Origin of the sequence: Halalkalibacter flavus (genome assembly GCF_036663575.1) — a bacterium.
In the GTDB taxonomy this organism is placed as follows: Bacteria; Bacillota; Bacilli; order Bacillales; family Bacillaceae_D; genus Halalkalibacter; species Halalkalibacter flavus.
Window position 1 is genome coordinate 64,532 of the sequence record NZ_JAWRVK010000017.1, and the last position, 13,971, is coordinate 78,502.

The 13,971-nt window shown below is 37.8% G+C and carries 12 protein-coding genes; 2 read left to right on the plus strand and 10 right to left on the minus strand.

The genetic code is table 11. The features are described 5' to 3' along the window. Positions 1-16 precede the first annotated feature (16 nt). The gene (locus SAY88_RS12870) at positions 17-466 is read right to left on the minus strand and encodes a TcaA NTF2-like domain-containing protein (protein ID WP_332632227.1); all 450 of its coding nucleotides are present in this window, start codon (positions 464-466) and stop codon (positions 17-19) included. Between the two features lie 170 nt (positions 467-636). Between SAY88_RS12870 and ytvI the strand changes: the two genes are divergently transcribed. Then, the gene (ytvI, locus tag SAY88_RS12875) at positions 637-1,698 is read left to right on the plus strand and encodes a sporulation integral membrane protein YtvI (RefSeq protein ID WP_332632228.1); all 1,062 of its coding nucleotides are present in this window, start codon (positions 637-639) and stop codon (positions 1,696-1,698) included. Between the two features lie 51 nt (positions 1,699-1,749). Here ytvI and SAY88_RS12880 read toward each other — a convergent pair whose 3' ends face one another. From SAY88_RS12880 to cyoE, 6 genes are all read right to left on the minus strand, one after another. Next, positions 1,750-2,310 carry a DUF420 domain-containing protein gene (locus SAY88_RS12880; RefSeq protein WP_332632229.1) on the minus strand — a complete coding sequence of 187 codons (561 nt, stop codon included), beginning with the start codon at positions 2,308-2,310 and terminating at the stop codon, positions 1,750-1,752. 220 nt (positions 2,311-2,530) lie between these two features. Next, positions 2,531-2,875, minus strand: a complete 345-nt coding sequence (locus SAY88_RS12885; protein ID WP_332632230.1) for a cytochrome C oxidase subunit IV family protein — start codon at positions 2,873-2,875, stop codon at positions 2,531-2,533. A gap of 13 nt (positions 2,876-2,888) precedes the next feature. Then, positions 2,889-3,503: a cytochrome (ubi)quinol oxidase subunit III gene (locus SAY88_RS12890; RefSeq protein WP_332632231.1), complete on the minus strand. Its 615-nt coding sequence runs from the start codon at positions 3,501-3,503 to the stop codon at positions 2,889-2,891. Positions 3,504-3,506: 3 nt separating this feature from the next. After that, positions 3,507-5,375 (minus strand): cytochrome c oxidase subunit I, encoded by a 1,869-nt coding sequence (gene ctaD, locus SAY88_RS12895; RefSeq protein ID WP_332632232.1) that lies wholly within the window; start codon positions 5,373-5,375, stop codon positions 3,507-3,509. A gap of 26 nt (positions 5,376-5,401) precedes the next feature. Beyond that, positions 5,402-6,430: a cytochrome c oxidase subunit II gene (gene coxB, locus SAY88_RS12900; protein ID WP_332632233.1), complete on the minus strand. Its 1,029-nt coding sequence runs from the start codon at positions 6,428-6,430 to the stop codon at positions 5,402-5,404. A 112-nt stretch (positions 6,431-6,542) separates the two neighbouring features. Next, positions 6,543-7,478: a heme o synthase gene (cyoE, locus tag SAY88_RS12905; RefSeq protein WP_332632234.1), complete on the minus strand. Its 936-nt coding sequence runs from the start codon at positions 7,476-7,478 to the stop codon at positions 6,543-6,545. 298 nt (positions 7,479-7,776) lie between these two features. On the opposite strand from cyoE, the gene SAY88_RS12910 reads away from it, so the two are divergent. After that, complete coding sequence (locus SAY88_RS12910) at positions 7,777-8,676, plus strand: COX15/CtaA family protein (protein WP_332632235.1); 900 nt, start codon at positions 7,777-7,779, stop codon at positions 8,674-8,676. Between the two features lie 205 nt (positions 8,677-8,881). Here the strand turns inward: SAY88_RS12910 and pyc are convergent, their stop codons facing one another. The 3 genes from pyc to glsA form a co-directional block, all read right to left on the minus strand. Continuing rightward, positions 8,882-12,328 carry a pyruvate carboxylase gene (gene pyc / locus SAY88_RS12915; protein ID WP_332632269.1) on the minus strand — a complete coding sequence of 1,149 codons (3,447 nt, stop codon included), beginning with the start codon at positions 12,326-12,328 and terminating at the stop codon, positions 8,882-8,884. Positions 12,329-12,606: 278 nt separating this feature from the next. Then, positions 12,607-12,888 carry an Fpa/YlaN family protein gene (locus SAY88_RS12920; RefSeq protein WP_250095249.1) on the minus strand — a complete coding sequence of 94 codons (282 nt, stop codon included), beginning with the start codon at positions 12,886-12,888 and terminating at the stop codon, positions 12,607-12,609. A 98-nt stretch (positions 12,889-12,986) separates the two neighbouring features. After that, positions 12,987-13,916, minus strand: coding sequence for a glutaminase A (gene glsA / locus SAY88_RS12925; RefSeq protein ID WP_431308868.1), 930 nt, complete (start codon positions 13,914-13,916; stop codon positions 12,987-12,989). Positions 13,917-13,971 lie beyond the last annotated feature (55 nt).

The window sequence follows — 13,971 nt, forward strand, 5'->3', positions numbered from 1 at the left end:
GGAGTCCCTCGTTGTCTTATTTTCTTTCTTTTATCGTTACAATACGAAAAGAATCATCCCCGCCACGAACGAGTTCAAAGCGTAATTTCCTAGAGATCTTCTTCTCTTCACCATGCTCGTACAATGTCACCACTTCGTCAACATCAGAATGAATTTCTCCAATTTCATCTTCATAGACTGCTTGTACATCAAAATGATCCAACTCTTTTGTGGAGCGCTCTCCGTGTAAATCGCTCGAATAACGCCTTAAGGAGTGATAGAAACTATTATTTGTAATTAAATAAGGTTCTAACTTGTTGAAATCACCAGTATTAACTGACTCAATCATGTTTTCCTTGTATGAAAGTAAAAAATCAGCAACCTCATCGGCTTGTTCACCTTCTAGTAATATTAATTCTTCAGGCTCTGAAGAACCACATGCTGTTAAGGCTATTAACAACATAAAATAGATACATAATTTTTGCATTCAAACTCTCCTTGTTTCCCTATTTTTTATCTTCGAATGATTATAACATAGAATATGAAGCAAGCAGTAACGATTAAAAATGACGACTTTAGGAAATTAAGTCATTAACCTGTTCATCTGTTTAGGTTCGTAATATAATAAAGATAGCATTACGAGAGAGGAGTCTCACATTGGCAGCACTTATGACAAAAAAGACGTTAATAATAATAATAATAACTATTCTTGCCGTTTTACTTGTAGCTTATTTTATCTTACCTGTATCAATCCCACTTATTGCGGCTTTTGTAACAGCACTTATTTTGACACCTGCTGTCACTGCGTTACATAAACGAGCCAAAATAAAAAGAAATATAGCTGTAATGATTGTGTTCACTTTATTTGTTTTCTTTATCGGACTAGCTGGTTATTATATTACAACCCAAGCAGTCACTCAAGGAACACAAATTGTAGAAAACTTACCGCAATACGTTAACGATATAAATCGAGCTTGGCTTAATTTCCAGCGAAGTTTAGAAGAAGAATATCAAAATCTTCCACCAGATCTCGTTCAAGAAATTAATGAACAAGTAACCAATACATTAAACTCAATTCGAACAACGATTGCTGAACGTAATTTAATAAATGACGTGGCATCTGTTATTACAAGTATTCCCGGATACTTAGTTACATTTATTGTTTACTTAATTGCTTTGTTCTTATTTATGCTTGAATTACCGTCACTGAAAAATAAAGCTTTTACGTATTTATCAGATCGTACAAAAGATAAAGTGAACTTTATGACTTCAAGGTTAACATATGTCATTTGGGGCTTTTTCAAAGCACAATTTTTAGTAAGTATTATTATTTTTATTGTTTCTTTAATAGGATTGCTACTAATCGTACCAGAATACGCGTTACTTATGGCTTTTATCATATGGTTAATTGACTTTATTCCTTTAATCGGATCAATTGCCATTTTAGCTCCATGGGCTATTTTTCAATTAATTGCAGGCAATACTACTATAGGGACTCAGCTGTTAATCTTAGCTGCTGTATTACTCATTATCCGGAGAACTGTCGAACCTAAAGTAATGGGCCAACAAATTGGGTTGTCACCTCTAGCCACATTAATTGCGATGTATTTAGGCCTTATGTTATTTGGTGTTATGGGCTTTGTTATAGGACCACTTCTTGTCATCGCCTTCACTTCAGCAAAAGAAGCTGGAATTATTAAATTGAATATTAAGATCTAACATCAGTAAAAAGACGTAAAAAAAACTTGGTCACCATCGTGACCAAGTTTTTTAGTAATAAGGTGAAATCATAATATAAACGAGAACACCTGTTAAACTTACATATAACCACAAAGGCATTGTCCACCTAGCAATCTTACGGTGTCGCTCATTTTCCATATTCCAAGCACGAGCAACAGAAGTAAGAGCAAGAGGAACAATCACTGCAGCTAAAATAATATGCGTAATTAATATAAAATAATAGAATCCAGCCATGACCCCTGTTCCTCCATATGGAGTAGAGGCGGATAAGAAATGATGGGCTACATAAGTGACAAGAAAAAGAGTAGTTGTAATAAAAGCTGCATAAATAAAACGACGATGGATAACTACATTTTTCTTCATAATCGCAATTAATGCCGCAAGCAAAAATAAGAATGTAAAGCTATTAAAAATAGCATTCATCAATGGAAGAATCTTCACATCAAATGCATTGAAATTTTCAACTCCAGGTAAACCTGCAAGTAGTGCTACTAACCCGTTAATTAAAATCGTAATGATAATAATAGCAGGTTTATAATTACGTTTACGATGGGTTTGACTTAAAACCCCTTGATTTTCTTGATCGTTCATTTAATCACGCCTTCTTCTAGTTTTCATACGTGTTCATTATACAACAAAAAAACGACAATATACCATGATCGCTCTTTACAATATCATGAACAAAAATAGGTTCGAACCCGTAAAAAGTAAGGCACTGCAAAGGTAAACACCTTATTTAGAGCAGTCGTAATTAGCCTCCATACCTAAAAAAAGAGGTGACTCTATTATTAGAGTCACCTCTTACTTTCATTTAGTATTTTGTAATACCAAGTAGCAACATTAGCGCTGCAATCGTTGGAACTGTTACAAAGATACCAGAAATCATAAACGCAGTTGCCCAACCGTGATCCTTATCTTTTAAATGCATAAAGAATATCAACTGCAAAGCAAGTTGTACCAATGCTAAAAGTAGAATAAACGGAATCGCAAATGAGCGTGGAATAATATCTGCTCCGACAGCTAAAAACGAAATAATTGTTAAGAAAATCATTAGCGCAAAAACAACAATCTGTTTACGAATTTCCTTACTCGTCTGACGTTTTTCTTCTTCTGTCATCGCACTTTTCTCAAATGGTGTACTTAAGTTATCTGCCATATACTAGCCCCCCTTATACTACTCCCATAAGATATACAACCGTGAAGATGAATACCCACACGACGTCAATGAAGTGCCAGTATAAACTAGCTAAATAAAACTTAGGAGCATTCGTTAATGTAATACCAGTCTTATTGTAGCGAATAAGTAGGACAGTAATCCAGCACAAACCGAAAGCAACGTGGGCACCGTGCAATCCAACAAGTGAGAAGAATGAAGATGCAAACGCACTTGTTGTAAAGCCTAAGCCATGATGAACATACTCATAGAATTCGTAAATTTCAAATCCTAAGAATGCAAGACCAAGTAAAACCGTAATCCACATCCAAATCTTAAATGTGCCAAATTTATTTTTCTTCATTGCAAACATAGCTAATACACTCGTCAAACTACTTGTTAAAAGTAGCATTGTCATAATGAAAACAAGTGGTAAATGGAACAAGTCTTGTGACGTAGGACCATCCGCAACACCGTTTCGAAGTCCTAAGTACGTTCCAAAAAACGTTGCAAAAAGTATTGTTTCCCCGCCAAGGAAGAACCAGAAACCGAGAAATTTGTTTTTACCTTCTAGTGTCGCTCTCTCCGGATGCGAAGGAAGCCCTTTGGAAGTATCTACATGTCCCGCCATTTCTTAGTTTCCTCCTTTCTTAAGATCCGCTTTTACTTGCTCAACAGGAACATAGTAGCCATGATCCTCTTTCACAGAACGGACAAACATTGCGCCAAATGTGATAGCTAAACCGCCAACTGCAACAATCCATGGATTGATAATTGGGTTTTCCATGTTTAACATAATCATCCCAAACCCTGCAAAGAAAAGACCTACAGAGATAATTAGAGGTAAAATTGACCCATTAGGCATGTGAATCGGTTGAACTGGTTCAGCCGGCTTCATATTTCCATCACCATGAATTTTTTCATAGAATAATGGATCTAATGAACGAACTTGTGGTGTTTGTGCAAAGTTGTACTCTGGCACTGGAGTAGGAACAGCCCACTCAAGCGTACGAGCATCCCATGGATCTGCAACTGTTACACGCTCACCCTTAAACGCAGAATAGATAACATTAATCACGAGAAGGATCACACCTGCTGACATGAAGAATGTTCCAATTGTACTAATAAAGTTAAATGTATCTAGTCCTTGATCGCCAAGATACGTGTAAACACGACGAGGCATCCCCATTAGACCTAATAAGTGTTGAACAAAGAAAGTTAAATGGAAACCAATATAGAATACCCAGAAGAAAAGCTTTCCAAGTGTTTCATTTAACATATGTCCAAACATTTTTGGATACCAATAGAAAAGACCAGCAAATAATGCTAACACGATACCACCAACAATTATGTAGTGGAAGTGAGCAACAACAAAGTACGTATCATGGTAAAGGTAGTCAACTGGTGCCATTGCAAGCATAACCCCTGTTACCCCACCAAGTACAAATGTTGGTACGAATGAAGAAGCAAAAAGCATTGCCGTATTAAACGTGATTTTTCCGCCCCACATCGTAAATAACCAGTTAAAGATTTTAATACCAGTCGGAACCGCAATCGTCATTGTTGCAATCGCAAAGATTGAGTTTGCTACAGGTCCCATACCTACTGTAAACATATGGTGAGCCCAAACCATGAATCCTAAGAAAGCAATAATCATCGTAGCAAATACCATTGCCGTATAACCGAATAGACGCTTTCTTGAGAATGCTGGAATAACCTCAGAAATAATACCAAATGCAGGTAAAACAAGAATATATACTTCCGGGTGACCAAAGATCCAGAAGATATGTTGCCATAAAACAACATTACCACCCATATTTGGAATAAAGAACTGTGCATCAAATATACGATCTAACATTAAAAGTGCAAGACCAGCAGCAAGTGGTGTAAATGCAAATAAAATTAATGTTGAAGAAATAAATGATGTCCATACAAACAATGGTAAACGCATCATTGTCATTCCTGGTGCACGCATATTAATGATTGTTACTAAGAAGTTAATTGCTGAAACTAGTGTACCAATACCTGATACTTGTAAACCTAATACATAAAAGTCAAGACCTACTCCTGCGTAGTCACGACTTGAAAGTGGTACATACGCAGTCCAACCTGCGTCTGGTCCTCCACCAAAGAACCAACTCATACTAAGTAACAAACCACCTGATAGGAAGATCCAAAAACCAAGTGCGTTAACAAATGGGAACGCAACATCACGAGCTCCAATTTGTAGTGGTATGACATAGTTCATAAATGCAAATAATAATGGTGTGGCAGCTAAAAATAGCATAATCGTACCATGCATCGTAATGAATTCATTAAATGTTTGACCACTTAAGAAATTCATCTCTGGATACATGAGCTGGATACGCATAAATAGCGCCATCACACCAGCTTTTACAAAGAAAAGCGTCCCTGCAATCAAATACATGATTCCAAGCTTTTTATGGTCAACCGTTGTTAACCAATCCCAAATAACGCTTTTTTCCTGTTTTTGTGCAGCCAAAGGGTTTACCTCCTTTTAATTCAATTTTAATGGTTTTGAACGTCTAGAGAACGAAGGTAAGCAATAAGCGCTTCCATATCTTCATCGCTCATATCTGGAAATGCTGGCATGTTATTGCCTTGTTTTAGAGCTTCTGGATCACGAATCCAAGCTTCTAAGTTTTCATCATTGTTTTCTAAGTATCCTGCAACAACTTCACGATTTGCAAAGTCTGATAGAGCAGGTCCTGTAGCTGATCCCATGCCGCCTACTGCGTGACAGCCAATACAGCTAGCTTCGAATACATCTCTTCCTTGTTGAGCTAAAGCTTCTGTAGGCTCTTCTACTTCTGCTTGCATTCCTTCAACCCATGCATCATACTCATCACGCTCAAGGGCGATAAGTTTAAAGTCCATTAATGCATGTGAAGGTCCACAAAGCTCAGCACATTTACCTTTGTAAACACCTGGCTCATCAGCTTCTAGCCACATATGATTCGTAATACCAGGAACCGTATCAAGCTTACCACCTAGAGCTGGTACCCAAAATGAATGCAATACATCTTGTGCATGTAATTCGAAGATTACTTTTTCTCCTACTGGAATGTATACTTCTTGCCCAGCAGTAAAGCCTTCATCTTCATAATCAAATTGCCACCAGAATTGGTGACCCGTTACTTTAATATAGACTGTATCTTCGCCGATCTCTGGATCAGGCTCTACATCAGCTAACATAAATTGTCCAGTAATTGTTGGAACAGCTAAAATTGTTAACAAGATAATTGGGATAACAGTCCAAGTAATTTCTAGTGCCGTATTTCCGTGTACTTGCTTTGGAATCTCATCGTCTCCTGGAGCACGACGGTACTTTGCAAGAATAATGAAAAAGATTGCGAATACGACAATTGTCACTAAGGCCATGATGTACAACGATAATAACATGTTGTCAAATAACCATTGTGATTGTGGTCCCTTTGGATCAAGGGCAGTTAAGTTCGTCTCTCCCAAACAACCCGTTAAAACAAACACGAGCAATGAAAGAGGTAGAAAACGCCATGCAGTTTTCCAAAGTTTCATCTGACAATCCAACCTCACTTTCGTTACGTAGTTAAAACTACAATTAAGATATATATCTACAGTCATTATTCATTTTAATATCTTCCAATAAGTAATAGAGATATCTGCATTATTAAATATGAACAATAACCATAAGAACAAAGAGAATAGTTAAATAATTGAGCGAGTAAACAAACATCAGCCTTGCCCATTTTATATCATCTTTCATTTTAAAACCAGCAAATCCTAACACAATCCATCCTAAACCGAGTATTGCTGCTACAACTGTATACACAATACCAAATGGATATAGCATAAGTGAAACTGGCAGTAAAGCAATAACATAGACGACCATTTGTCGTTTTGTCACTTCAAACCCTGCAACAACTGGTAACATAGGTATTCCTGCTGCACGATACTCTTCCACGCGCTTCATTGCAAGAGCTAGGAAATGTGGCGGCTGCCAAAAGAACATAATAAAAAATAACACCCAAGCAAATGTGTGTAAACTTCCATCTATGGCTGCCCAACCAATTAACGGCGGTACAGCTCCAGAAAAGCTACCAACAATGGTGTTTAACGTTGTAGTACGCTTTGTCCACATTGTATATAAAACTACATATATAAATAATCCAATTAACCCAATGACAGCTGCTGTTGCTGTCGTTAGGGCTAAAAAGCCTAAACCGAAAGCCGCTTGGAGTAATCCAACTAACAAAACATGACTAGCAGAAAAACGCCCTGTAACCGTTGGACGATCCTTCGTTCGTTCCATAATGTGATCGATATCTCGATCAATGTAATTATTTAACGTACAACCACCTGCCATGACAAGCGCCGCACCAATTAGTGCAAAGAACATTGTTGCAAAATGTGATCCTAATCCAACCCCTGTATAAACAGCCGCTAAGTATATCCCGGCAAATGTAGTAATCAAATTCGACGTAACAATCCCTTGCTTCGCAAGTACTAGATAGTCCTTCCATGACTTTTGCTGACTAACAGCAACTGATGAATCAGGACTAGCTATAACTTTTGATGAGTCCAAAACAGTATTAGTCTTATTCATCAAATCTTCACCTCCTTTGTAGAGTCAACCAATTCGAGCACTTTCGTAAACAATAAATAAAGGAAACAAAATTAATTAGATGTGCTACAAGTCACATTATATCTTAAAATCTATTTAGTTTCATTAAAATCATGAGTTTCACATTATCTTCACATTTAGCGACGTCCATAAAAAATTCACTCTAGTAAAATTGACTTTTTTCTCGTTTGTTTTTAAGATCAATGAGGAAGCTTTAAAGTTTTCCCTTGCTAACTCTAGCATATATCTTAACAATTTTATAGAAGGAAAGGTGAATTGAATGCATAAAAGATTAAAAATCTACGGCATTCTGACCTCAATTGGCTTACTCATTGTCCTACTTCAAGGTGCACTTGTTACAAAGACGGGATCCGGAGAGGGCTGTGGTGCAACATGGCCTTTATGTTTTGGAGAAGTGATCCCTGTCAATCCTGCTATTGAAACGATCATTGAATATAGTCATAGAATTGTTTCTGGTTTAGTAGGTGCAATGGTCATTATACTTGCCATTTGGTCATGGAAGCAGCTAAAGCATATGAGAGAAACGAAATTCATGGCTATTGCTGCCGTCGCTTTAATAATTTTCCAAGGTTTACTTGGTGCCGGAGCCGTTGTCTTTGGTCAATCAAAAGCAATATTAGCTCTTCATTTCGGCATATCAGCAATGTCGCTTGCCTCTGTTGTTCTCTTGATGATCTTAGCTTTTGAAGATGGAAAACCTAAACAGATAGCTCCTAAAGTAACAAGAGGATATAAAGCATTTTTCTTCTTTGTCATCACATATTGTTATGCCGTTATTTACACTGGTGCATATGTGAAACACACTGATTCAGCTTTAGCTTGTGCTGGATTCCCTTTATGTAATGGAATGATATTCCCTGGACTAACCGGACCAATGGGAGTACAATTTTTGCATAGGGTAGCAGGAATAACGTTGGCGATTTTGTTGCTTATTCTTATGATGTGGACAATTAGCAGCTTTCGAAATGAGTTAGTGCTCGTTTGGACAAGCATCATTGCCTTTATTCTTATTATTTTACAAATGATTACTGGAATTTCAGTTGTATTTACTCAGAACGATATTTTATCAATAGGTCTACTGCATGCATTAATCATTTCGATCTTATTTTCTAATTTAGCTTATATGGCAATGGTCTTACTCCGTAAATCAACAAAATAAACCTGAAAAAAATGACAGCATTTCTGAGGGCACTAAAAAAGGCGGTTTTCCCTTTTTTAGTGCCCTCTTTCAGTGGCTTCCATTCTCGCTGTCATTTTTTCATTTATTACCCAGTTTAAGTAATTTTATACGTCTTCAATAGATCATCTTATCAAAAAAAAGCTGACCTACCCTTAGCGAATGGATAGATCAGCTATTCTTATTATTATGCTAATTCAATTAATAAATCTCCCGTTAAAATTGGATCTCCATCATTTACATAGACATCCTTAACAATACCATCAAATTGAGCTTGAACTGTTGTTTCCATTTTCATTGCTTCTGTAATCATTAAATGATCACCTTTTTTCACTTTATCTCCTTTTGAAACTAGCGTCTTAACTACCGTTCCAGGCATTGAAGCCCCAATTTGATTTGGGTTATCATTATCTACTTTTGGTCTTGAGACAGAACTCGTTTGAACATTTACATCTTTTATCATAACTTCACGAGGCTGTCCATTTAGCTCAAAGTAGACGATACGTGTCCCGTCTTCTTTTGGCTTGGAAATAGAGACCAGCTTCACTATTAAAGTTTTCCCTTTCTCAATTTCTACTTCAATTTCTTCACCTAAACGCAAGCCGTAGAAGAATGTAGGTGTATCCAGAACAGAAATATCTCCAAACTGTTGACGGAACTGCTCGAATTCCATAAATACTTTCGGATAGATGGCGTATGAAAGTAAATCGTGACTTGTCACTTGACGATTTAACTTTTTAAACAGAGATTCTTTCACCTCTTGGAAGTTTACCGGTTCCATTGTTTCACCAGGTCTTCCCTCAATCGGCTTTCTCCCCTTTAAGATGATCTCTTGAAGCTTTTTAGGAAAACCTTGATACGGTTGACCTAATTGACCTTGGAAAAGCTCTACAACTGAGTCAGGGAAATCAAGCTTTTCCCCTTTCTCATACACATCTTCTTCCGTTAAGTTATTTTGAACCATATAAAGAGCCATATCCCCAACAACTTTAGAAGAAGGTGTTACTTTTACAACATCACCGAACATGTCATTGACTGTTCTGTACATCTTTTTAACTTCATTCCAACGCGCACCAAGCCCAACCGCTTTTGCTTGTTGTTGAAGATTACTATATTGGCCACCTGGCATTTCATGCTCATAAACTTCCGTATGTGGTGCATTCATTCCGCTTTCAAAGCCAGCATAATATTTGCGGGTATAATCCCAAAATTCGGCTAGTTGCTCTAGTGACTTAACGTCGACATTCGGTTGACGCTCCGAACCGCTTAGCGCATAATACAAACTATTTGCACTAGGTTGTGATGTAAAACCTGCCATTGAGCTTACAGCGACATCAACAATGTCTACTCCTGCTTCAATGGCACGTGCATAAGTAAATAGACCATTGCCGCTAGTATCATGAGTATGCAAATGAATCGGAACATCTATTGTACTTTTCAACTCTGTCACAAGCTGATATGCTGCTTCTGGCTTAAGCAATCCTGCCATGTCTTTAATCCCAAGAATATGTGCGCCAGACTGCTCTAATTCTTTAGCTAAATTCTTATAATACGTTAAATCATATTTCGATCTAGAAGGATCTAAAATATCGCCAGTATAACACATTGAGGCTTCAGCAATTTTTCCGCTCTTGCGCACGGAATCGATCGCAAGTGTCATCCCTTTTACCCAGTTTAAGCTGTCAAAGATACGGAATACATCTATACCAGCCTCTGCTGATTGTTCAACAAATTCCTCAATCACATTATCAGGATAATTGGTATACCCGACAGCATTCGATGCACGAAGTAACATTTGGAACAAGACATTAGGCGCTTTTTTCCTCAGTGTAATCAACCTTTCCCACGGATCCTCGTGCAAAAAGCGCATCGTTACATCAAACGTTGCCCCACCCCACATTTCAAGTGAGAATAAATTCGGAAGCATACGAGCAGTCGGCTCAGCAATTTGTTTTAAATCATGAGTCCGTACTCTAGTTGCGAGTAATGATTGATGTGCATCGCGGAATGTTGTATCCGTAAGTAGTACTTCCTTCTGGTTTTTTACCCAGTTAGCCAAACCCTCTGGACCTTGTTCATCTAAAATTTGCTTCGTCCCATTCACAATAGGATCCGTATATTTTAGTTTAGGAACGGGCGCTTTATCAAAAACTGGCTTCTTCGAACTTTCAAGACCAGGATATCCATTGACGATTGTCTCACCAATGAACGAGAGCATTTTCGTACCTCGGTCTTTTCTTTTTGGAAAGACAAAAAGCTCAGGTGTCGTATCTATGAACGATGTGTTGTATTCACCATTTAGGAATTGCGGGTGTTGAACAACATTTTCTAAAAACGCTATATTCGTTTTAATACCACGAATTCGAAACTCTCTTAAATTTCGCAACATTTTAGCTGCAGCACTTTCAAATGTAAGGGCCCATGTGGATACTTTGACTAAAAGAGAATCATAATACGGTGTAATAATTGCTCCTTGGAAACCATTTCCTGCATCTAACCTTACCCCAAAACCTCCACCTGAACGGTAGGCATTAATACGTCCTGTGTCCGGCATAAAGCCATTGCTAGGGTCTTCTGTTGTCACACGTGATTGAATCGCATATCCATTACAAACTATTTTCTCCTGTTCTGGGATACCAAGCTTTGATCCGTGCAGCTGTTCACCATCTGCAATTAATAATTGCGACTGGACAATATCTACACCTGTTACCATTTCCGTAATGGTGTGCTCTACTTGAACACGAGGGTTGACCTCAATAAAATAGTACTCCCCCGAGTCCGTCACAAGAAATTCCACTGTTCCTGCGTTCACATAATGAATATTTTCCATAAGTTGTACTGCTGCACCACAAATACCTTTACGAACATCTTCAGGTAACGAAACGCTAGGGGCGATTTCGACAACCTTCTGGTGTCGACGTTGGACTGAGCAGTCTCTTTCATATAAATGAACAATATTTCCATGTTTATCTGCTAGTATTTGGACCTCAATATGTTTAGGGTTTTCGATAAATTTCTCAACATACACTTCATCATTGCCGAAAGCGGATTTAGCTTCAGACTTTGCACGCTCATAAGACTCTTTTAAATCATTCTCATTGCGCACAATCCGCATCCCACGCCCGCCGCCGCCAAGCGATGCTTTAATAATAAATGGATAACCATGTTGATTAGCAAAGGCTTGCACATCCTCTACACTATGTACAGGACCATCACTACCAGGGATTACAGGAAGGTTAGCTTTTAACGCTTGTTCACGCGCTTGAACTTTATCTCCAAACATTACTAGGTGCTCAAGCTCTGGACCAATAAAGATAATCCCTTCTTCCTGACAACGTGTTGCAAAATCAATATTTTCAGATAGAAATCCATAACCAGGATGGATCGCATCAACGTCATGTAACTTAGCTACTTCGATAATACCTTCAATATCTAAGTAAGCCTCAATTGGCTTCTTACCCTCACCAACTAAATACGCCTCATCAGCTTTGTAACGGTGGTAAGCACCTGAGTCTTCTTTTGAGTAAATGGCAACCGTCCGGATATGTAATTCCGTACAAGCTCGAAAAATACGAATAGCTATTTCCCCACGATTAGCGACAAGTACTTTCTTAATGTTGGTTAATCCGTTCATTTTTTCAACCTCTCTTCCTTCTCCTAAATTTGTCTTTCCCCATTGCACGATTGTTCTTCTCCCTATCTTTCACAAAATGAGTGAGCCATTGTCACTACTGACCTCTAGCTTTATTCTAGTATAGATAATAGAAGATTCCCTTGGCAATCTTTTTTTAAAGCCTCCTCAAGCGAGGGCACTGAAAAAGTGAAAAGGCGACCTTTTTTATCTCCTTGGAAAATATGCGCTTTTTTTCCAGAAAAAAATAAAGATCAAGCTATTATATAATAGCTTGATCTTTATTTTCTCACAGATGCCTCATGTAAGTCATCTAATTTACGTTGTAATTCTCCTAAAATCTGTTTGCCATGTTCCTCATTGACTAGACCCAAACGTACAGCAAAGTCAATTTCCCTTGACAGTCCAAACATTTGTGTATCAAGAACCTCTTCATAGAGAGGACATTGGGGCATCGTTAAATTCTCCAACTGCACTTCAATAAGCTGGCGAATTTTATCCGCATCTGATTTCAGAAGGGCAAATGCTTTTTCTTTATCTCCAGTCACCATTTCTGCTGACATGTTGATCCCCTCCTTTGTTGAATTTTCCTTGTCTTAATAGTATCTTTTTCAAAAGAAAATTGCAACGATTTTCACAACAAGGGCTGGTTTATAACTTTCTAAAATATACTTAGATGATACTTAGCTGATAGCAATTCTAACAATTTCATCCCTGCAATACTATTGCCTTTTTCATCTAATGCCGGACCATACAGACCGATTCCAATCCCCCCCGGAACAGCACCTACAATTCCCCCAGATACTCCACTTTTTGCTGGTATGCCAACACGAATAGCAAATTCACCCGAAGCATTATACATACCACAAGTAACCATAAATGTTTTCACTAACCTCGCTATTTCAAATGGTATAATCGAATAATTTTTATTTGGATGTTCCCCTTGATGTGCTAAAGTATAGCCAATCTTTGCTAGATCTTCACAATCAACTTCTATCGCACATTGCTTTGTATAAAAGTCAAGTAACACATCTACCTCACCTAATATAACCCCATGCTGCTTCATAAAATATGCTAACGACCTGTTCAAGTCAGCTGTCTCAAATTCTGACTTTGCCACTTCTTGATTATACGTAATTTTACTGTTTCCACTTAATTCTCTAACAAATTGAATAAGTCTATCCAATTTTTCTTCATTAGAGCTACCTTTTATTAAAGAACTAACAGCAAGAGCACCTGCATTGATCATTGGATTTAAAGGCTTTGACGGAATGTGTGATTCTAATTTTGCTATTGAATTAAACGGGTCTCCTGTCGGTTCCATTCCCACCTTGCTAAACACAACCTCCTCTCCATGGTCCATTAACGCTAATGCTAATGTGAGGACTTTCGAGATACTTTGTAATGTGAACGGTTTATGATGCTCTCCTTCACTAAAACACGTCTCATTTCCATCAAAAATCGCCACACCAACATCGTCACGGTTGGCTTTTAATAAAGCCGGAATATAATCAGCTACTTTGCCACTCTTTGTATAGCCCTTTACTTGTTCAATCATTTCTGTTAGATCTTTCCCATAATGACAAACCACAAAAACCCCACCTCACCTATAAGTATGTACCTCATATCCTTTACCAAAAGTGACA